Origin of the sequence: Curtobacterium sp. 9128 (assembly GCF_007673775.1) — a bacterium.
Classification (GTDB): domain Bacteria; phylum Actinomycetota; class Actinomycetes; order Actinomycetales; family Microbacteriaceae; genus Curtobacterium.
On sequence record NZ_VEAF01000004.1, the window covers coordinates 471,464 to 491,674 of the forward strand.

The following is a 20,211-nucleotide window of genomic DNA, read 5'->3' on the forward strand; positions in this document are numbered from 1 at the left end:
CCAGCCGCGTGAGCAGTCCCACCGTCCACCGAACCCGATCCGACAACCCGGCGCTGGCCGCCTGGCTGCGCGCGGAGGCCGCCTGGCAGCGGGCGGTCGCGCCGCGGCCGTCGGGGTTGCCCAACCTCGTCGTGCTCGTCGGGTTCCCGGTCGTCGCCCTGCTCATCGTCGTGGTCCTGGTGGCGCTCGGCATCTCCGGCAACTCCAGCGGGGTGTACTGGCAGTCCTTCGGCAACGGCGGCGCCGACCCCGACCTGCTCGCAGGGCACCCGCAGGGCATCCGGAGCGACGAGTGGCTCGTGCAGTCGAGCTGGATCATCTCGCAGATCCGCGAGGGCTTCCCCGTGGTGAACCAGTCGTTCCCCGGTGGCATGGACGCGACGATCCAGAACGACCTGCCCACGTGGGACTGGTCGACCGTGTTCCGGCCGCACGTCGTGGGCTTCCTGTTCCTGCCGCTCGACCAGGGCATGGCGGTCCGCTGGTGGCTGCCGGTCCTGGCGGCGCTCGTCGCGGCCTACGTCTTCGCCGTCACCGTCATGCCGCGCCGGCCGGCCACCGCGGCCTTCCTCGCGATCGCGCTCTGCCTGTCGCCGATGATCCAGTGGTGGTTCCTGCCGACGACCATCTGGCCGGTCGCGTGGGCCTTCGCCGGGCTCACCGCGGTGCTCTGGGCGTTCCGCTCAACCCGACGCTGGCCCGCGGTCGTCGCGGCCGCCGTGACCGGCTACCTGACGGTCACGATGGTGATGAGCATCTACGTGCCCTACATGGTCCCGGCCGCGGTCGTCCTGGTCGCGCTCGCGGTCGGGTTCCTCGTCGAACGGCTCCGTACCCCGGGCACGACGTGGTGGCGCACGCTCCGCAGCCTCGTCCCCCTGGCTCTGGCCGCGGTCGGGGCGGTCGCCGTCATCGGCATCTGGGCCGTGACCCGGCTCGACACGATCAAGGCGGTCCTCGGGACGGTGTACCCGGGGCAGCGCCTCGAGCTGACGGGTGCGACGAGCGTCGACGCCCTCGGTGCGCTGTTCAGCGCGCCCTTCCAGCGGTCGCTGCAGTACGGCGCCGTCGGCGGGCTGTCGGTGAACCAGTCCGAGGCCGCCGCGCCGATCATGATCGTCGTGTTCCTCGTGCCGGCGCTGCTCTGGGTCCTGTGGGCCGGGCTGCGTCGTCGCCGTGCCGTCGACTGGCCGGTGCTCGCGACGGTCGTCGTGCTCGGCGTCCTCTTCGCGTTCCTGCTGGTGCCGCACTGGGACGCGCTCGCGCGGCTGCTGCTGCTCGACCGGAGCACGGACGCACGCCTGCGGCTCGCCTTCGACCTGCTCGGGGTGGTCGCGGTGACGCTCGTCGCCGCACGGCTCGACGCCGGTGTCGGTGCGCGGGCGACCGCTGCCGTGACGACGGACGCCGACGTCGACCCCGAGGTGGCCACGGGACGCACCGTGCTCCGGCCGGGCTCGCGTGTGCCGTGGGGGACCGCCGGGTACGGCCCGGTCCTGGTGCTCGTCACCGCCGGGTTCGTCTACATCGGCCTGCGCATCGGCGGCTCGAACGTGCTCGGCGCATCGCACGCCTGGCGGATCGTCGTGGTGCTCCTCGCCCTCGGCGTGCTGCTCGTCGCGCGCCGCTTCGTCGCACCGGGGGCGCTCCTGCTGCTGGTCGCCGCGGTCGTCGTCGGCGGCGGCGTGAACCCGCTGTACCGCGGCGTGTTCGACCTGTCGACACAGACGACCGCGGGCAAGGCGGTCAGCCGGATCGTCGACCGGCAGCCGGACGCCCGCTGGGTGGGCATCGGGGGCTACGTGCCGACGGCGATGCTCCTGGAGACCGGGGCGCACTCCTACAACGGCGTGCAGACCTACCCGCCGGAGGAGATGTGGCACGAGATCGACCCGAGCGGGAAGTCCGAGGAGATCTGGAACCGCCTGGCGAACGTCAACTGGGTCGACGGCGAGGGTGCGCCGGAGCTGTCGCTGCCCGTCCGTGACCAGATCCGGGTGTCGTTCGACGGGTGCAGCCGGTTCGCGCAGCAGAACGTGCAGTACGTGCTGTCCGACCAACCGGTGACCGACGACTGCGTGTCCGAGGTCCGCGAGGTGACCCAGGGCCAGGAGTCCCTCTGGATCTACCGGGTCGACAAGCGCTGAGCAGGTGCGGGCGCGCGGGAAACCCGCGCGCCCGACCCGGCGAGTCCGTCAGACGATCTCGGCGACCGCCTCGGCTGCGCCGTCCTTGGAGTCCTTGAAGACGAACTTGCCGTAGGCGAAGTAGCGGAAGACGGTCGCGACGCCCTGCCCGATGAGGGTCCCCGAGACGTTGTCGGCGAGCGGCGAGTCGAGGTGCAGCACGTAGCGGGAGAACCCGAGGCAGCCGAGCTGCAGCAGGATCGCGACGACGTTGAGCAGCGCGAAGACGGCGAAGCTCCGGAAGGTCTGCGCGTCGGCCCGGTCGCGGTAGGTCCACAGCCGGCTGCCGAAGTACGTCACGACGCTGGCGACCGCGATCGCGATGACCTTCCCGACGAGGGGGAGGGTGAACAGGGGGCCGTGGCCGCCCCAGAAGACCAGGGCGTTGTAGACCGCTGCGTCGACCACGAAGCCGATCCCACCCACGACGAGGAACGACCCCCCGCGACGCAGGTGTCCGAGGAACCAGTTGGATGCGTTCGACACGGTGTCCTTTCGTGATCCGGGAGCGGCGATCAGCCGTGTTCCCGTGAACCTGTTAGCCTCTCGCGGGGGTTGTCCGCCAAGCCCCGCTGAACTGCAGCCGGACCAGCAACACTGAAGGACCCTACCCGTGACTCTCGACGACCTTGTCATCGCGGCCATCGTGCCGTGCCACAACGAGGCCCCTGCCATCCACAAGGTCGTCACCGACCTGAAGACCGCGGTCCCCGGGATCCACGTGTACGTGTACGACAACAACAGCACCGACGGCACGGACGAGGAAGCCCGTCGCGCCGGTGCCGAGGTGCGGTACGAGCACACGAAGGGCAAGGGCAACGTCATCCGGCGTGCCTTCGGCGACATCGACGCCGACGTCTACCTGATGATCGACGGCGACGACACCTACGACACCGCGGCCGCACCCGAGATGATCAGGACGCTGCTCGAGGGTCCGTACGACCACGTCCTCGGTGTCCGGCAGGACGACCCGGACGCCACGGCGTACCGCCCGGGCCACGAGGCCGGCAACCGGATGTTCAACCGCGTCGTCGGTCGGCTGTTCGGCACCCCGGTGTCCGACATGCTGAGCGGCTACCGCGTGATGTCGCGGCGCTTCGTGAAGTCGTTCCCGGCGCTCTCGCGGGAGTTCGAGACCGAGACCGAGCTGACGGTGCACGTGATGAACCTCCGCGTGCCCCACACCGAGGTCCCCGTGGGCTTCAAGGACCGCGCCGAGGGCACCGAGTCCAAGCTCAACACCTACAGCGACGGCTTCAAGATCCTCTCGCTCATCGCCCACCTCATCCGGTTCGAGCGTCCCGTGCTCTTCCACGGCATCATCGGCGCGGTGTTCGCGATCGTCGGCATCGTGCTGTCCATCCCGCTCTTCGTCGAGTACAGCGAGACCGGCTTGGTCCCGCGCTTCCCGACCGCGTTCCTGGCCGCGTCGCTCATGGTGATCGCCTTCCTCACGTGGATCCTCGGGTTCGTGCTCGAGGGCGTGACGCGACTCCGCCGCGAGACCAGCCGGCTGAACTACCTCACCTACTCGGCCCCGGGGAGCCCACACCGCCGTCTGCTGGACGACCACTCCGCTCCCGACCAGGAGACGCCGGGCGCGATCGCCCGCAAGGCCGTCGGCGGCGAGACCGGCGGATCGCAGGCGTGAGCGGGTCCGCTCGCGCCCTGGTCGTCATCCCGACCTACAACGAAGCCGAGAACGTCGCCGACATCGTCGCGACGGTCTTCGCGAGCGTCCCGTCGGCGCACGTGCTCGTCGTCGACGACGGCAGCCCGGACGGCACCGGCGACATCGTCGAGGAACGCTCCCGCGAGGACGACCGTGTCCACCTCCTGCGACGCTCCGGCAAGCTCGGCCTCGGGACCGCCTACGTCGCCGGCTTCCGCTGGGGACTGGAACGGGGGTTCGACCTCCTCATCGAGATGGACGCGGACGGGTCACACCCCGCCGACCGTCTCCCCGCGATGATCGACGCGGTGGACGCCGACCCCGCGGTCCTGCTGGCGATCGGCTCCCGGTGGACAAGGGGCGGCTCCGTCGTCGACTGGCCCTGGTACCGGGAGTTCCTCAGCCGCGGCGGGAACGCCTACGCACGGCTCATGCTGGCCATCGACGTGCGCGACATCACGGCGGGCTTCCGCGTGTACCGCGCGGAGGCGATCGAGCGGATGGACCTCGGGTCGATCGACTCGAAGGGCTACTGCTTCCAGGTCGACATGACCATCCGCGTGCACGACCTCGGCGGTCGCATCGTCGAGGTGCCGATCCGGTTCCGGGACCGCATCCACGGTGTCTCGAAGATGAGCCAGGCCATCGTGCTCGAGGCGATGCTCCGGGTCACGCAGTGGGGACTGCAGCGGCGTCTCGGCTCGCGACGGACTCGGCAGACCGCGACCCGCTGACCCCGGCGACCTCGGCGCGCAGGAACACCGCGACCAGCGCGACGAGGAGCGCGGCGCGTCCCCAGATGCCGACAGCCAGGGCCTCGGTGGCCCACGTCGTGGCGGTGTTGCCGAGGGACCCGTAGTAGAGCCCGCGGTACCAGCCCACGAAGGCCGCCAGGTCGGCGAGCAGGTACGCCGTGATCCACCAGCCGCCCACGCGGAGCAGCACGAAGAACGGCATCAGCCAGAGCACGTACTGCAGCGAGTCCACCTTGTTGCACACGATGTACACGGCGAGCATCGCTGCCGCGCACTGCAGCCACGGCGTCGTACCGCGTCGGAGCGCGAGCACGACCGTGGTGGCGAGCACCGCGACGATGCCGATGGCCGTCGACGCCGTCGAGAGCTCGGTGAGGCGGTGCTGGACGCCGGGGTCGCTGGTCGCCGACCACGGTTGCAGTCCGTAGAACCAGACCGAGAGCGTGGAGGCGCCGGTGACCCGGTCGGTCTGGAAGCGGAAGGGGGCGAGCCAGCCCTGCAGGTCGACGAGGGCGAACGGCAGGTTCGCCGCCAGTGGGACGACGACGCCGCCGGCGACGGCCACGGCCGCGTGCCCGATCCTGGTCCGGAGCGCGCGGCCGTCCCCGCGGTCGAACAGCGCGGCGACGACGACCGCGGCGACGAACATGAGCGGGTAGAGCTTGAACGCCGCCCCCGTGCCGAAGGCCAGCCCGGCGAGGAGGTACCTGGTCGCCGGGGCATGCCGTGAGCGCATCGCGACGACGCCGAGCACGGTGCAGACGATCGGTAGCAGGTCCCAGTTGTAGAGCGCGTAGAGGGCCAGCGGTGTCGTCGCCGCGAAGATCCACGCCCGCCGCCCGGCGAGCCGTGCCAGCAGCAGCGTGACGACGACGGCGAGCACCGCGGCGACCACCGCGGTGACGACCAGGTACTGCACCGCCGAGTCCGCCGGCAGCGCGGTGAGCCAGATCCAGAGGCCGCCCAGCGTCGGGTACTCCACGGCCCCGCCGGTCAGGTTCGGCGGGTTGCTCGTGTACGTGCCGTTGACGTAGGGGAGCAGGTGCAGGCCGAGGTCGCGGGCGTTCCAGAGCGCGGTGACGTCGGACCAGCACCCGAGCCGTCCGATCCGCTCCGGGGTGACACCGGTGGGGGCCGCGCAGGGGAGCTTCGTCGCCAGGCTCAGCACGGTGAGCGCGACGGCGACCAGGCACATGACGATGCGTTCGAGTGGACGTGGGTGCTGCACCGTCACACCGTAGTGGCTGCGCGTCACGCCGGGTGCTCGGCGCGGGGGAGGTGGCGTCGCCACGACCGGCGGCGTGCGGCGACGACCAGCACGGTCGTGAACACCATCAGGCCCGCGCCGTGGAGCAGGTAGCTCTCCGCCGTGCTCGTGACGCCGAGCAGCACGAGCACCGCCGCCGGCCAGACGTAGGCGACACCGGGGAACGTCGTCGCGGTGACCCACGCCCGCCCGAACGCGAGGAGTGCCGTGACGAGGAGCAGCAGCGCCCCGGCGAGGCCGATCTGCAGCCAGGCGTCGAAGAACGCGTTGAGCCCGGACCCGTACCGCACCCCGGCGGGGTCGACCAGGGTGACGAACGGGACGACGGCTTCGTGCGGCCAGGCGCCCACCCATCCCCAGCCCTGGATCGGGTACTGCTGGGTCAGCACGCGGATCTGTGACCAGAGGTCGATCCGGGTGGCCGAACCCCCGGCAGCACCGATCTCGGCGAGGATCCGGTGCCGTGCCAGCACACCGACCACGAGGACCGCCACGACGAAGGCGCCGAGCACCGTGTTCACGACGGGGCGCGCCGTGGGCCTGGCGTGCCGGAGTGCCCAGAGCGCGAGCGCGGTGACGGCCAGCGCGATCATCGCGAGACCGGTGATGGGGGACTGCACGAGCATGAGCGCGACGACCGCGAGGGCGGTGGAGCCGACGGCGCGCCAGGTCGTCACCGAGCGGGTCAGGAACTCCACGACGAACGTCACGAGGGCGATCGCGGCGACGAACCCCATGAAGTTCCTGGTGCCGCCGGTGCCCTGGATCGGACCGCCGTACGCGATGTCCCCGTGGATGCCGAACGCGGGGAACGGCACGTCGAGCACCAGTCCGGAGAGCACCTCGAGCCCGAGGGCGACGACGAGGAGGATCCGGAACGCGTCCCCTGCGGCCCGGATCACCTGCACGAGGTCGCGGCCGAGCGCCAGGTACAGCCCGAGTCCGATGAAGCACACGGTCGCCACGAAGCCGCGCAGGGCCACCCACGAGTACTGGCTCCAGAGGACGCTGAGTGCGCAGTAGCCCACGAACGCCAGCAGCGACAGGGGCAGGACGCCGTGCCAGTCGATGCGGTAGCGCTGGCCGAGCAGGCTCAGGCCGGCGAGCACGACGAGGGAGACGAGGACGGCCCACGTACCGGCACCGCCGACGAGGGCACCCACGGTGGGCCGGCCGAACGCGAACAGGACGATGACCGTCGCGAGCGCCTGGCTGAAGCGTCCGCCCGCGGAGAACCCGATCCAGGCGGACAGGTAGCGGCGCCCGAGCACCCGTCGCGTCACCCGGCCGTCTGTCACATCCCCATCCTCGCGTACTCGCCGGGGCATCCGCCGGACATCGCGCGCGATCCGTCGGTGCCCGAGCGGTCCGCGCGCCGCCTGCGCGGTCCGCGGGCCTCCTGCGCGGTCTGCGGGCCGCCCGTGCGGTCTGCGGGTCGCCCGCGCGTCCCGCGGCGTCGGCCACCGCGCGATGTCGGATCGTCATATGCACGATCTCCGATAAAGTCGTCGCTCGATGAACGCCAGCAGGTCGATCCCGCGCCGGCTCGGCCTGGCCGTCGCCGCGCTCCTGGTCGGCCTCGCCGCCGCGGCCACCGCATGGGTGCGTCTCGGCGCCGACGCCCGGCAGACCGCGTGGGGCGAGGACGGCGGGTTCTTCCTGACCGAGCGGCTGCAGTACGGCGTCGACGGCACGCTGCTCCGGCCGTACGCCGGCTACCTGCACCTGCTGCCCCGGCTCGTGGTCGACCTCGGCGTCGCCCGCCCGATCGACCAGTACGCGCTCACCGTGTCGGCCGCGTGCTGTCTGATCGTGGGCGCCGCCTGCGCCGCGGTCTTCGTGCTCGCGCGCGAGGTGGTCCCTGCCTGGCCCCTGCGGCTGCTCCTCGCGGCGGTCCCGGTCGTCCTGCCGATCGCCCCGTGGGAGGTGCTCGGCAACGCCGCGAACCTGCACTGGACGATGCTCTTCCTCGCGCCGTGGCTGTTCGCGTTCCGACCGCGGTCGTGGTGGAGCGCCGTCCTGGTCGCGGTGGTCGCCGTCCCGGTGGTGCTCACCGAGCTGCAGACGGTGCTCTTCCTGCCGCTCCTGGTGCTCGCGTGGTGGCCCCGTGGCGACGAGCGCCGCCTCCTGGACCGCCTGCGGGCGCTGCCGCAGACCGTCGTGGTGCTCGCCTGCAGCACGGCACAGGCCGTCGCTGCGACGACGCCGCGCGACTCCGACCGCGGGCACCTGGTCGCCGCGGACGCGACCGCCGGGTACCTCCTCAAGGTGGTCGGTGGCGCGTGGACCGACGCGATCGGTGCGGTGGGACGCGTGGCCGGGTCCTCCGGGTGGGTGGTCCTCGCGGTGCCGCTGGCAGTCGCCGTCCTCGTCGTCGTCACCGGGATCGTGTGCGCGCCGACCTGGCGCGTCCGGGTGCTCCTCGCCGCGACGGCGCTCGCGTCACCGGTGGTCTGGTGCGCCGCACTCGTCGCGAACCGCTCGGCCGATGGTGTCTGGGCACACATGGACACCGCGGGGCTGGCCGCCGAGACCGCGTCGCGGTACGCGACGAGTGCCGCCGCGTTCCTGACCGCGGCACTCGTGGTCGCCGCGTCCGTCCTGGTCGGTGCGTCTCGGCCGGCACGCTCTGGAGGGACGGCTCGGCTGTTCCGCATCGGCTCCGGCTGGGTGGTGGTCGCGGTGGTCGTCGCGGCGGCCGTCGGCAGCTTCGCCGGCAGCCCGACGACGCGGGACGGGACACCGTCCTGGCAGGGCCAGGTGCTGGCGGCCCGGTCGACGTGCGAGGAGGACCCCGGTCGGACCGTCACGATCCGGTTCGCGCCGTGGGACCGGGAGCTGCCGTGCTCCCTCGTGCTGCGGGACCGGTGAGGCTCAGCGCGTGGAGTCCGCCGCCCAGCGGAACTCCCGGCGTGTGCGGGGCGTGCGGGGACCGTCGCCGATCGACGGCGGCTCGTCGCTGACCAGCACGTTCCGCGACTTGATCGCGAGGATCGCGAACAGCACCCAGTTGCCCTGGTAGAGCAGGCGGGACTCCGCGATCGACTGCACGAGCAGCGCGGTGACGACGAGCAGGGCGAACAGCGTCACCGGCTCGAACGCACGCGGTTCGAGGTCGGCGTCGTACCCGATGCGGGTGGCGCTCGCCCACGACCGGGACAGCGTGGTGAGGACGTAGACCAGGAACAGGGCCAGGCCGATGATGCCCGTCTGCATCCAGACGTCGAGGTAGGCGTCGTGGGCCTGCAGGTACGTCACGCCCTTGCGGTGGGCGATGTCCGAGAGCGTGTGCACGCTCGGCCACCAGTAGCCGATCCAGCCCCAGCCGAGGACCGGGTGCTGCTGGGCGAGCTCGACCACCCGCGCCCAGATCTCCCCGCGGCCGGTGGCGTCCGACCCCTTGCCGAGGAGCTCCGACAGCGGCGCGCGGAAGGCCACGCCGACGACGACGACCACGACACCGACGACCGCCATCGCGAGGTAGCGCGGGGTGCGGCGCTCGGTGGGCACCCGACGGACCAGGAGCGCGAGCACGAGGACGACGGCACACGCGGCGGCCGCCGCCACGACGGTGGAGGAGCGTGTGAGGACGAACACGGCCGCGGCGACGACGAGCCAGCCGATCGCGCGGTTCCGGCGCATCCGCCCCTCGGCGAGCTGCACCGCGACCGCGATCGCGGCGAGCAGGGCGACCATCGCCAGGAGGTTCGCGTTCCCGGGGAGCCCCTGGATGCGCCCACCGGTGAAGAGCACGGCGCGGGAGAAGTAGAACGCGTCGGGGACGTGCCGGTCGCCGTAGTGCGTCCAGATCGGCGCGATGGGGTGCCGGACGACGACGGCGACGACGGCCTCGAACAGCACGGAGCCGAGGAGCACCCAGCGGAGCGCCACGCTCACGGCGTCGAGGATGCGCCGCCAGGTCAACGTCGACGCGATCGCGAACGCGACGAGGACGCAGATGAGCTGCGCGGCGATGCTGGCGAGGGTCGCCGCACGCCAGTGCGACCACGCGGTCGAGACGAGGAACCAGGCCAGCAGCAGCCAGAGCGCCCTGGGCGTCCTGGCGATCGGCGGCCGCGCTCGGACGAGCACCGCGATGCCCCACGCCCCCGTCAGGGCCCAGACGGCGGCGGCGCCGTACCAGGTGAACATGTTCGGCACGGCGTCCCCGGCGAACAGCACGAAGAGCACCGTCGTGGCGAGGGCGAACGCCTCGCGCTCGGACACGGTCCCACGCGCGAGCGGCCAGGTGTTCGTCACGAGGAACAGGGTAGCGCCGGTCAGCGGCTGAGCGAGGCGAGTGCTCGCTCGAGGTCTGCGCCGAGGTACGGCGCGAGCGTGGTCGCGAACGTCGCGGTGAGGTGCGTCTCGTCGCGGTGCACCACGACGCCGCCGATCACCGCCGGGCAGGTCGTCGCGGTGCAGTACGAGTCGGTGAGGTCGATGTACCGGGCCCGGTCGCCGATCTGCGCGACCGCCTGCTCGGATCCGTCGAACGCCGCGAGCGCGTCGGAGCGGCCGGTGTCGCAGGCGTCGGTGGTCGGTCCGCGCATCCCGGCGAGGCAGGTGAGCACGTCCCCGCGGGCCACCGGGTTGTCGCGGATGGCGATCACGGGGACGCCGTTGTCCGTCGCGTTCCGCCAGGCCCCGACGAGACCGGACACCACGGTCTCCTCGTTCGTCGAGCCCGGCGGGACGATCACGGGGCTCTTCGTGTCGGCGTGTGTCACCACGAGCGCGTCGACGTCCGTGTGGGTGCGGAGCCAGGCCGTCGCCGAGCGCTTCCAGGTGTCGCACGCCGCGGTGTAGGCGTCCGACGGGGACCACTGCTCGGCCGTGGTCAGGTAGCACCCGACGTGGCCGGATAAATCGATGCGCCAGTGCCGCTCCTTCGCGATCGCCTCGTACGCGGTGATCAGGGCGTTGCTGTGCGAGTCGCCGAGGACGACGAGGTGCTTCGCGTACCCCTTCCGCGGCCCGATCGTGCACATGTTGAACGCCCCGGTCGTGTCCGACCAGCAGGCGTCCCGGTTCGCGTCGTCCTTCGCGGCCGCGGCGGGGGCCGGCACGCGGACGTCGGCGAGTCGGGGGTCGACGCAGGGGTCGGCGCTCCCGATCCGGGCGGCGGCTCCGAAGCAGGCGACGTCGCCGGTCTCGAGCGAGCGCTGGAACGCCGCGGCCTGCACCTGCTGGACCTGCAGGGCGCCGAGGGTCGACGCTCCGAGCGCCACGACGAGCACGGTGCTGAGGGCGCCGTACAGGGCGACGCGACGAGGGCGGAGGCCGCGCACCCACCGCGAGAACCGCAGCGGCTCCTCGACGAGCAGCGTCGTCGCGGCGGCGACCAGCAGGGACGCCACCAGGATGGCCGCCTTGTCCCGCGTGCCGAGCGGGTGCCCGGTGACGAGCGGCAGCAGCACGACCGCCGGCCAGTGCCACAGGTACACGGCGTAGGAGATGCGGCCGAGGAAGGCGACGGGGGTGACCCGTCCGATCGCCTGCAGGCCGCTCCGCGCGCCGAGGAGCACGACCAGCGTCGCCCCCGCGACCGGCAGGAGCGCCGCGATGCCGGGGAACGCCGTCGCCGGGGTGATGACGACGAGCGAGGTGAGGAGCAGGACGACGCCCAGCCACGCGCCTCCGACGCGGACCCACCGGGCCACGTCGGTGCCGGGAGCCGCCAGCGGCACCGTGGCGGCCAGCCCGCCGAGCGCGAACTCCCAGGCCCTCGTGGCGGTCGAGAAGTAGGCGATGCCCGGTGCGGTGCGGGTCTCGACGACGCACCACACGAGCGAGACCACCACGACCGCACCGAGCAGCACGCGCGCCGCGCGGGCGGGGGAGTGCCAGCGCGTCCTCCGGAGTGCGAGCGCGAGGAGCACCAGCAGGACCGGCAGGGCGATGTAGAACTGCTCCTCGACCGAGAGCGACCAGAAGTGCTGGAACGGCGACGGGCGGTTGTCCGACGCCAGGTAGTCCACCGAGTCCGAGGCGAGCTGCCAGTTCTGCGCGTACACGGTCGACGCGATGAGCTCCCGGCCGTACTGACCCCACAGCGTGCTCGGGACGAGCGCGAGCACCGCGGCGCCCGTGGCGAGCAGCGTCAGGAACGCCCCTGGGAGCAGCCGCTTCGCCCGCCGGGCCCAGAACTGCCCGAGCGCGATGCGACCCGTCGCGGTCTGCTCACGCAGCAGGTGGCCCGTGATGAGGAAGCCGGAGATCACGAAGAAGACGTCGACGCCGACGAAGCCGCCGGGGAGCCGGTTCGGCCACAGGTGGTAGAGCACGACCGCGAGGACGGCGAAGGCGCGGAGCCCCTGGATGTCCCACCGGGTGGCGTCGGGTCGGCGTCGGGTGGGCGCGGGCTGCTCGGACATCCCGGAAAGTCTATGTATCGCGGATCGTGCACGCCTCACTGTGACGCTGCCGCGGCGTGGCCGGCCCGCGGCAGCCCTGCCGCGGTGTGCGCCCCGCCACGGGTGGCCGCCCCGCGGCGGGCTGACGGCGGCGGCCGATACGCTTCGGGGCATGTTCCTCGGCATCACCAACACGGCGCGTGACTACGCGTGGGGGTCGGTCACCGCGATCCCCGAACTCCTCGGCCGGACCGTCACCGGTGCACCCCAGGCGGAGCTCTGGCTCGGCGCGCACCCCGGCAGCCCGAGCGTCGTCGTGAACCCGGCGATGGTCGGCGGCGCGGACACCGTCCTCGACTGGATCGCCGCAGAGCCCCAGACCGCCCTCGGCGAGGGGCGCACCGGCCTGCCCTTCCTGCTCAAGGTCCTCGCCGCGGCGGCGCCGCTCTCCCTGCAGGCACACCCCACCCCCGAGCAGGCCCGTGAGGGCTTCGCGCGTGAGGACGCCGCCGGGATCGCCATCGACGACCCGGCACGGAACTACAAGGACCCGTTCCCGAAGCCCGAGCTCGTCGTCGCGCTGAGCGACCGGTTCGAGGCGCTGAGCGGCTTCCGCCCGGTCGAGGCGACGCTCGCCGACGTCCGCACGCTCGACGCGGAGAGCGGGCGGCTCGGTCCCCTCGTCGCGCACCTGCAGCAGGGCCTCGAGGACACCGTCCGCTGGCTCGAGACCGCCGACCCGTCCGCGCTGGCGATCGTCGAAGCCGTGGGGCACCTCGCCGCCGCCGCGGTCGCCGACGGGACCGACGAGGTCTCGGCGAACGTCGTCACCGCGGCCGACCTCGCCGAGCGCTACCCGGGCGATCCCGGCGTGGTCGTCTCCCTGCTCATGCACCGCGTGACCCTGGAGCGCGGGGAGGCGATGTACCTGCCCGCCGGGAACATCCACGCCTACCTCGACGGCCTCGGCATCGAGCTGATGGCCCCGTCGGACAACGTGATGCGCGGTGGCCTGACGCCGAAGCACGTCGACGTCGCCGAGCTGCTGCGCGTGCTCGACTTCACGGCGTACCCGGCGCCGCTGCTCGCGCCGGAGGCACTCGCTCCCGGGGTGGACCGCTTCGCGCCGGACGGCGTCGGGTTCGCCCTGGTGCGGGTCACCGGCGACGGCCGACCCGTCGGCCTCGCGACCGGTGGTGTCGCGCCGCTCTCCGGCCCGTCGATCGCGATCTGCACCGAGGGTGTCGTCACGCTCGTCGGCGCACAGTCGGCGACCCTGCTCCGCCAGGGCGAGTCGTGCTTCATCACGCCGGACGAGGGCGACGTCACGGTCGAGGCCGACTCCACGACGGGCCTGACGTCCTCGGTGTTCATCGCCACCGGCACGGACGACGGGCGGGACGGCGCACCGGGAGAGCGGTAGTCCGCGCGACCGGGTCCGCTAGCGTGACCGGTATGAGTTGGCTGGTCACCGGCGGTGCCGGGTACATCGGATCCCACGTCGTCCGGGCACTGCGCCGGGACGGCATCGACACCGTCGCGTTCGACGACCTCTCGAGCGGCTTCCGCGCGTTCGTGCCGGACGACGTGCCCTTCGTCGAGGGGACGATCCTCGACGGCGACCTGCTGACGCGGACGATCCGCGACCACGGCGTCACCGGCGTCGTCCACGTCGCCGGCTTCAAGTACGCGGGCGTCTCGGTGGAGCGGCCGCTGCACACCTACGAGCAGAACGTCACCGGGATGGCGACGCTGCTCCGTTCGATGGCCGATGCCGACGTCGACAAGGTCGTGTTCTCCTCGAGCGCCGCGGTCTACGGCACGCCGGACGTCGAGACCGTCGTCGAGTCCACCGCGAAGAACCCCGAGTCCCCGTACGGCGAGTCGAAGCTCATCGGCGAATGGCTGCTCCGCGACATGGAGGTCGCACGCGGTTTCCGCACGACGTCACTGCGGTACTTCAACGTCGTCGGGTCGGGCGAGCCGGACCTCTACGACGCCAGCCCGCACAACCTCTTCCCGCTGGTCTTCGACGCGCTCCTGGCCGGGCGGACCCCGCGGATCAACGGCGACGACTACCCGACCCCGGACGGCACCTGCGTGCGCGACTACGTCCACGTCGCCGACCTGGCACGCTCCCACGCCGTGGCCGCCCGGAAGCTCGAGGCGGGCGAGTCCCTCGAGCGGGCGTACAACCTCGGCAGCGGGGACGGCGTCAGCGTGCGCCAGATCATGGACGCGATGGCGCGCGGGACCGGCATCGTGTTCCAGCCCGAGGTCGCCCCGCGCCGCCCGGGTGACCCGGCACGGATCGTCGCCACGGGCGAGGCGGCGTCCCGTGACCTCGAGTGGGCGATGCGGCACACGCTCGACGACATGGTGACGAGCGCGTGGGAGGCTCGGCGCCGCGTCGCGTAGGCGAAGCTCGCGCAGCACGGAACCACGAACCGGACACGGCACCGCGACGATCCGCGGTGCCGTGTCCGGTTCTCGGTTCGCGGTTCGCGGTTCTCGGTCCTCGATGAGGGTTCCGCCGCGCCGGGCCGGGACCCCGCTGTCCCCCGATGCACCGACAGAACCGACGCGACACGCCCGAATGGGGGACATGACACGCCGGAACGGTCAGAGCCTTCTATGATCCGCGACTTGACTCTGGCGAATGACACCGCTGTAATTACAGGCAGCGACATCGTCGTGAGGGTCCTGTAGTCGAGACGAACCAAGGGGTGACCAGGGTGAGCGGTTCCGACTTCCACGCCGGAGTTCCGGAAGACTGGCACGTCGACCCCGTGGCGCTCGGCGTCCCGGGTGTGCGCCGTGCCTCCGAGGACGACGAGGAGAACCCGCTCGCCTGGCAGGTGGACTCGCTCTGCGCGCAGACCGACCCGGAGGCGTTCTTCCCCGAGAAGGGCGGCTCGACGCGGGAGGCGAAGAAGATCTGCACCTCGTGCGAGGTCCGGGCGCAGTGCCTGGAGTACGCACTCGAGAACGACGAGCGCTTCGGCATCTGGGGTGGCCTGTCCGAGCGCGAACGGCGCAAGCTGCGGAAGCGCGCCTAGCCGCCACCACGGCCTGGAGGTCCTGCTCGCCTCCGCCACGCACCGTGCGCTGATCCACCCCACAGGTTCACGGCGCGCCGTCCCGTCGGTCGGTCGGGGGAGACGCCAGACCGTAGAGTGACGCCCGTCATGCAGCCCAGTTCCGCTCAGCCCCGCGTCACCGCCGTCCTGGTCGTCGCGAACGGCGCAGGCCACCTCGACCGGACGCTGGCCGCCCTCGCGAACCAGACCCGCCACCCCGAGAACCTCGTCGTGGTGGACGTCGGCTCGACCGACGGGTCGACCGCGGAGCTCGAGTTCGGCGGCTCCGCGCAGATCACCAGGATCCCCGCCGGGCGGTCCTTCGGCGACGCCGTCGCGGTCGGGGAGCGCGCAGCACCACACCCGGAGCCCGACGAGACGGTCGACGAGTGGCTGTGGCTGATCGGGCACGACAACGCCCCGGCCCCCACCGCGCTGGCCGAGATGCTCGCCGCGGTCGAGATCGCCCCGTCCGTGGCGGTCACCGGCCCGAAGCTCGTCGCCGACGACGACCCCTCCCTCATCCGCGCGTTCGGCGAGAGCATGACCCGCATGGGCCGCTCGCTCGTGCTCGTGCAGGACGAACTCGACCAGGGGCAGCACGACCGCGACACCGACGTCCTCGCGGTCGCCGCCGGCGGCATGCTCGTCCGCCGCTCCGTCTGGGTCGCCCTCGGCGGCTTCGACCCCGCCCTGCCCGACGTCGACGCCGCGCTGGACTTCTGCGTCCGCGTCCGACTCGCGGGGCACCGCGTGGCCGTCGTCCCCGACGCCCGGGCGACGACCGCCGGCCCGATCGAGGAGTTCGGTCGCAAGCGGGTCTCCGAGGGACGCCGCGTGCGGATGCACCGGCAGGCCCAGCTGCACCGCCGCATGACCTACGCGCCGGCGGGGGTGCTCTGGATCCACTGGCTGACCCTCGTGCCGTTCGCGATCGGCCGCGCGATCGGACACCTCGTCGCGAAGCACCCGGCGGCCGTCTCCGGTGAGCTGGCCGCGGCCTTCGCGGTCGCGTTCGGCGGCGGATTCAGCCGGTCGCGGAAGTCACTCGCGCGCTCGAAGCAGCTCGGGTGGGCCGCCGTCGAGCCGCTCCGGGTGAGCTGGCGGCACGTCCACGAACGGCGGACCACCTCCCGCGACGTCGAGCTCGCCCGAGTGGAGGACGCGCCCGTCGCCCGTGCCTCGTTCCTCGGGGACGGCGGCATCTGGGTCGTCCTGGCCGCCGCGGTGCTCAGCGTCGTCTCGCTCTTCCCGCTCCTCGGCTCCCCGGCGCTCACGGGCGGCGGGCTCCTGCCGCTCTCGACGACCGTCGGGCAGCTCTGGCAGAACGTCGGCTACGGCTGGCACACCCTCGGGACCGGCTTCACCGGGCCGAGCGACCCGTTCGCCGCGGTCGTGGCGGTGCTCGGCTCGATCGTGTTCTGGTCGCCGTCGACCGCGGTCGTGCTCGTGGTGCTCCTGGCCTTCCCGGTGTCCGCGCTCGGCGCGTGGTTCGTCGTGCGCAAGGTCACGACGCGCACCTGGGTGCCCGTCATCGGCGCCGCGCTGTACACGATCGCACCGTCGCTCGTCGGCGCGGTCACCACCGGACACCTCGGCGCCGTGATCGCCCACGTGCTCCTGCCCTGGCTCTTCCTCACCGTGCTCGAGGCCCACCGCTCGTGGGCCTCCGCCTCCGGAGCGGCCCTCCTGTTCGCCGGGGTCGCCGCCTCGGCACCCTCGCTGCTGCCGGTGCTGCTCGTCGGCTGGCTGGTGTCGCTCGCGATCGGGTGGCGGCACGCCCACCGCCGGGTGTTCATCCCGGTCCCGGCCGCCGTGCTCTTCCTGCCGCTCGTGCTCACCCAGATCGGCCGTGGCAACCTGCTCGGCGTCGTCGCGGACCCCGGCGTCCCGTCGGCGACCCGCGCACCGTCGGCGCTGCAGCTCGCGATCGGCGCCCCCCTGCCGGACTGGAACGGCTGGCTGCCGGTCTCCTCACCGCTCGACCTGGTGGTCACCGCCCTCCCGATCGCGCTGGCGGTGCTCGCACTGCCGATCGCCGTGACGGCCTTCGGCGCGATGCTCGGGCACCGCTGGTCGGTCGCCGGTTCCGCACTCATCGCCGCGTTCCTCGGCTTCGCCACCGCGTTCGCGGCGACGCACGTGGCCGTGACCGGCGTGGGCGCCACCACCACGATCGTCTGGCCCGGGAGCGGCCTCAGCGTGTACTGGCTGGCGATCGTCGTCGCCGCGTGCATCGGGATCGACACGGTCCCGCGGCAGGCCCCGGTCGTGGGCGTCGTCGCGACGGTGTTCGCCGGCGTCGCGGTGGCCCCGGCGTTCGCCGCGTTCTACCTCGGCACGGCCGTGATCCAGCCCACCACCGGCCGGGTGCTGAGCGCCTACGTCAACGCCGAGGCGCAGGCGAACCCGGACGTCGGGACGCTCGTCGTCGACCCCCAGACGGACGGCTCCCTCGCGGTGTCGCTCGAACGCGGACAGGGCTCGACACTCGACGACCAGTCCACCCTCGACGCGACCGCGCTGTCGCTGTCCCGGCAGGGCTCCCGCCTCGCGACGCTCGCCGGCAACCTCGCGAGCCGGAGCGGCTACGACCCGCGCCCGGCGCTCCGCGAGCTCGGCGTGAGCTTCGTGCTCCTCGACGACGCCCCGGACGACGCCGACGCCCAGGCCGTGCACGACCGTGCCGCGGGGGCCATCGGGCAGGACGCACGCTTCACGAGCATCGGCGAGACCACCACCGGTCAGCTCTTCCACTACGAGGGCGAGGTCGACCGGCCGAGCACGGGCACCGCCGCGGCGAAGGCGACGCACGTCCTGTACCTCGTGGTCCTCGCCGTGGTGTTCGGCGCGGCGGCGCTCCTCGCGGTCCCGACCGCCCCCCGCCGGCGTCGTGCGACCTCGAACGTCATCGAGGCCGAGGAACCCGCCACCACCTTCGACGAGGAGCGCGACGAATGAGCACGAGCACCGCCCGCCGCTGGGTCGTGCGCGGGACCGCGACCGCGATCGCCCTCGTGGTCGCCGCCGGCACGATCGGCGCCGCGCACGCATTCGGGACCGCCGAGACGCCGGGGAGCCCGGCGGGACGCACCGTGACGCCGGTCCCGGCGGACGCCGAGCGCGTGTGCGCCGGGAACGCCCTGCGGCTCTCCGACGACGCCGGCAACGACGCGACCGTCGCGAGCACCGTCGGACGGGCCACCGTGGCGACGGCGACCACGGGCCGCTCGGTCGAGCGCTCCGTCCTCGACGCCGGATCCGGCGGCGGCAGCGACCCGACCCTGCTCACCGCGCCCGCCGGGTCCCGCACCCCGCAGGTCGCGGGCTCGAGCTACCAGAGCGTGTCCGACGGTGACCTCGTCGGCGTCGCTGCCGCCTCGTGCGATGACCCCTCGCAGTCGACGTGGCTCGTCGGCGGCTCGACCGAGACCGGCCGGACCAGCCTCATCACGCTGTCGAACCCGACCGACGTGAACGCCACCGTCGACCTGGCGATCTACGACGCCTCCGGCACGGTGAGCGCTCCCGGTACGACGGGCATCGTCGTGGCGCCGAACTCGCAGAAGGTCGTCCCGCTGTCCGGCTTCGTGTCCGACCAGGGCTCGACCGTCGTGCACGTCACCTCGTCCGGTGGCCAGATCGTCGCGCACATGCAGGAGACCGTCGTCCGCACGCTGACCCCCGGCGGCTTCGACATCGTCTCGGGCGGCGCGGCGCCCTCGCGGAACCAGGTCATCCCGGCAGTGGTGCTCCGCGGTGCGCAGGACGCGCAGCGAGGCGACGACAGCGCCGACGCGGCCCCCATCGTGCGCCTGTTCGTCCCCGGCGACCAGACCGCCCGGGTCACGCTCGGGATCACCACCGCGGACGGTGGCGGCACCACGGTGAACACCACCGCGGAACCCGGCGTGGTGACCGACGTGGCGCTCGACGACTTCCCGGACGGCCGGTACTCGTTCTCGGTGAGCTCGACCCAGCCGGTCGTCGCCGGCGCCAGGACCACGACGCCCACCGACGGCGACGAGACCGACCTCGGGTGGTTCGCCTCGGCGGAGCCGCTCGGTGCCACGACCATCACGGCGGTGGCCCCCGGTGACGGCGCTGCGCTGACCCTCGTGAACCCGACCACGGACGACGCCACGGTCGTGATCCGCTCCGGCGACGCCCGCAAGTCCGTGCAGGTCGCCTCCGGAGCGACGGCCACGGTGTCGGTCGACACCGCGAAGCAGCTGACGATCACCGGCGCGTCCGGCCTGGTCGCCGGTGTCAGCTACCAGGGCGACAGCGGCGTGGCCGGGTTCCCGGTCCGGCCGGCGACCGAGGTCTCCACGCCGGTCCGCGTCTACCCCTGAGTCGGCTGCCCGTGGGGGCACGTCCGGCGCCGCACCGCCGCAGTCGTCACCAGTGGCGGTAGCGGTCGGGCGCCAGGTCCCACGGGTCCTTGTCGATGAGTTCGCCGACCGCCCGGAACACCGCCGTCTCGACGACGATGCGGCGGTCGACGTCGTCCTTCTCCGGGGAGCGGGTGACGCGCTCGACGGGGATCCGGAAGACCGTGACGCGACGGGCGTCGCGGTCGACCCGCCACCGCGGGAGGCTGTCCGGCAGCGCGGTGTCGGTCGGCATGTCGGCGACCTGGAAGACGACGCCCTGCAGCTCCTCGGGCCAGAGGCCGAGCAGGTAGTGCGCGGTGTCGCCGACGATGCGGTCGAACGCCTCGGCCCGGGTGATCACCGGCGCGAGGTCCGGCCCGGTCACGCTGGAGCGGTACCCGCGGCCGTGCCGGGACCGTCCTCGACCGCGGTCGACCGGGGTGACGAGACGGGGCTTGCGGCGCATCCCCACATCGTACGCGGCGGGGCACGTCCTGCCGGGTTCGGTAGGGTCGTCCC

General features: G+C 72.7%; 15 protein-coding genes. 9 read left to right on the forward strand and 6 right to left on the reverse strand.

The features are described 5' to 3' along the window. Window positions 1-8 precede the first annotated feature (8 nt). On the forward strand, window positions 9-2,147 hold the full coding sequence (locus tag FS641_RS11095; protein WP_144763676.1) for a hypothetical protein: 2,139 nt from the start codon (window positions 9-11) through the stop codon (window positions 2,145-2,147). Between the two features lie 48 nt (window positions 2,148-2,195). Here the strand turns inward: FS641_RS11095 and FS641_RS11100 are convergent, their stop codons facing one another. Continuing rightward, window positions 2,196-2,672, reverse strand: a complete 477-nt coding sequence (locus tag FS641_RS11100) for a GtrA family protein (RefSeq protein ID WP_260855790.1) — start codon at window positions 2,670-2,672, stop codon at window positions 2,196-2,198. 127 nt (window positions 2,673-2,799) lie between these two features. Here FS641_RS11100 and FS641_RS11105 point away from each other — a divergent pair, with 127 nt between their 5' ends. Both FS641_RS11105 and FS641_RS11110 read left to right on the forward strand, forming a co-directional pair. After that, window positions 2,800-3,837, forward strand: a complete 1,038-nt coding sequence (locus FS641_RS11105; RefSeq protein ID WP_144763681.1) for a glycosyltransferase — start codon at window positions 2,800-2,802, stop codon at window positions 3,835-3,837. Continuing rightward, a complete protein-coding gene (locus FS641_RS11110) occupies window positions 3,834-4,592 on the forward strand; it encodes a polyprenol monophosphomannose synthase (protein ID WP_222122085.1) in 759 nt (252 codons plus the stop codon). The genes FS641_RS11105 and FS641_RS11110 overlap by 4 nt, the downstream gene beginning before the upstream one ends. Here the strand turns inward: FS641_RS11110 and FS641_RS18100 are convergent. Together FS641_RS18100 and FS641_RS18105 are read right to left on the reverse strand one after the other, a co-directional pair. Continuing rightward, window positions 4,528-5,841 carry a glycosyltransferase 87 family protein gene (locus FS641_RS18100; protein WP_186317706.1) on the reverse strand — a complete coding sequence of 438 codons (1,314 nt, stop codon included), beginning with the start codon at window positions 5,839-5,841 and terminating at the stop codon, window positions 4,528-4,530. The two genes, FS641_RS11110 and FS641_RS18100, sit on opposite strands and share 65 nt — an antisense overlap. A gap of 23 nt (window positions 5,842-5,864) precedes the next feature. Then, window positions 5,865-7,178, reverse strand: a complete 1,314-nt coding sequence (locus FS641_RS18105) for an exopolysaccharide production protein (protein WP_186317707.1) — start codon at window positions 7,176-7,178, stop codon at window positions 5,865-5,867. A 217-nt stretch (window positions 7,179-7,395) separates the two neighbouring features. On the opposite strand from FS641_RS18105, the gene FS641_RS11120 reads away from it, so the two are divergent. Beyond that, a complete protein-coding gene (locus tag FS641_RS11120; RefSeq protein ID WP_144763683.1) occupies window positions 7,396-8,751 on the forward strand; it encodes a hypothetical protein in 1,356 nt (451 codons plus the stop codon). Between the two features lie 3 nt (window positions 8,752-8,754). On the opposite strand, the gene FS641_RS11125 is transcribed toward FS641_RS11120, so the two are convergent. Together FS641_RS11125 and FS641_RS11130 are read right to left on the reverse strand one after the other, a co-directional pair. Then, a complete protein-coding gene (locus tag FS641_RS11125; RefSeq protein ID WP_144763685.1) occupies window positions 8,755-10,140 on the reverse strand; it encodes an O-antigen ligase in 1,386 nt (461 codons plus the stop codon). A gap of 20 nt (window positions 10,141-10,160) precedes the next feature. After that, window positions 10,161-12,257, reverse strand: coding sequence for an acyltransferase family protein (locus FS641_RS11130; RefSeq protein WP_186317708.1), 2,097 nt, complete (start codon window positions 12,255-12,257; stop codon window positions 10,161-10,163). 151 nt (window positions 12,258-12,408) lie between these two features. Between FS641_RS11130 and manA the strand changes: the two genes are divergently transcribed. The 5 genes from manA to FS641_RS11155 all read left to right on the forward strand — a co-directional run bounded on the left by manA (window position 12,409) and on the right by FS641_RS11155 (window position 19,671). After that, a complete protein-coding gene (manA, locus tag FS641_RS11135) occupies window positions 12,409-13,659 on the forward strand; it encodes a mannose-6-phosphate isomerase, class I (RefSeq protein ID WP_144763689.1) in 1,251 nt (416 codons plus the stop codon). A gap of 32 nt (window positions 13,660-13,691) precedes the next feature. Beyond that, complete coding sequence (galE, locus tag FS641_RS11140; RefSeq protein ID WP_144763691.1) at window positions 13,692-14,654, forward strand: UDP-glucose 4-epimerase GalE; 963 nt, start codon at window positions 13,692-13,694, stop codon at window positions 14,652-14,654. A 308-nt stretch (window positions 14,655-14,962) separates the two neighbouring features. Further along, complete coding sequence (locus tag FS641_RS11145) at window positions 14,963-15,295, forward strand: WhiB family transcriptional regulator (RefSeq protein WP_395879416.1); 333 nt, start codon at window positions 14,963-14,965, stop codon at window positions 15,293-15,295. A 129-nt stretch (window positions 15,296-15,424) separates the two neighbouring features. Then, window positions 15,425-18,277: a glycosyltransferase family 2 protein gene (locus FS641_RS11150; protein WP_144763693.1), complete on the forward strand. Its 2,853-nt coding sequence runs from the start codon at window positions 15,425-15,427 to the stop codon at window positions 18,275-18,277. Then, window positions 18,274-19,671: a DUF5719 family protein gene (locus FS641_RS11155; protein ID WP_144763695.1), complete on the forward strand. Its 1,398-nt coding sequence runs from the start codon at window positions 18,274-18,276 to the stop codon at window positions 19,669-19,671. The genes FS641_RS11150 and FS641_RS11155 overlap by 4 nt, the downstream gene beginning before the upstream one ends. 46 nt (window positions 19,672-19,717) lie before the next feature. Here the strand turns inward: FS641_RS11155 and FS641_RS11160 are convergent, their stop codons facing one another. Further along, window positions 19,718-20,158: a metallopeptidase family protein gene (locus FS641_RS11160; RefSeq protein ID WP_144763697.1), complete on the reverse strand. Its 441-nt coding sequence runs from the start codon at window positions 20,156-20,158 to the stop codon at window positions 19,718-19,720. Between the last annotated feature and the right edge of the window lie 53 nt (window positions 20,159-20,211).

What these genes read in the sequence shown, in the direction of transcription:
- FS641_RS11120 (WP_144763683.1), top strand. Translation starts at nt 7,396, where the DNA reads ATGAACGCCAGCAGGTCGATCCCGCGCCGGCTCGGCCTGGCCGTCGCC.
- FS641_RS11130 (WP_186317708.1), bottom strand. Translation starts at nt 12,257, where the DNA reads ATGTCCGAGCAGCCCGCGCCCACCCGACGCCGACCCGACGCCACCCGG.
- manA (WP_144763689.1), top strand. Translation starts at nt 12,409, where the DNA reads ATGTTCCTCGGCATCACCAACACGGCGCGTGACTACGCGTGGGGGTCG.
- galE (WP_144763691.1), top strand. Translation starts at nt 13,692, where the DNA reads ATGAGTTGGCTGGTCACCGGCGGTGCCGGGTACATCGGATCCCACGTC.
- FS641_RS11150 (WP_144763693.1), top strand. Translation starts at nt 15,425, where the DNA reads ATGCAGCCCAGTTCCGCTCAGCCCCGCGTCACCGCCGTCCTGGTCGTC.
- FS641_RS11155 (WP_144763695.1), top strand. Translation starts at nt 18,274, where the DNA reads ATGAGCACGAGCACCGCCCGCCGCTGGGTCGTGCGCGGGACCGCGACC.
- FS641_RS11160 (WP_144763697.1), bottom strand. Translation starts at nt 20,158, where the DNA reads ATGCGCCGCAAGCCCCGTCTCGTCACCCCGGTCGACCGCGGTCGAGGA.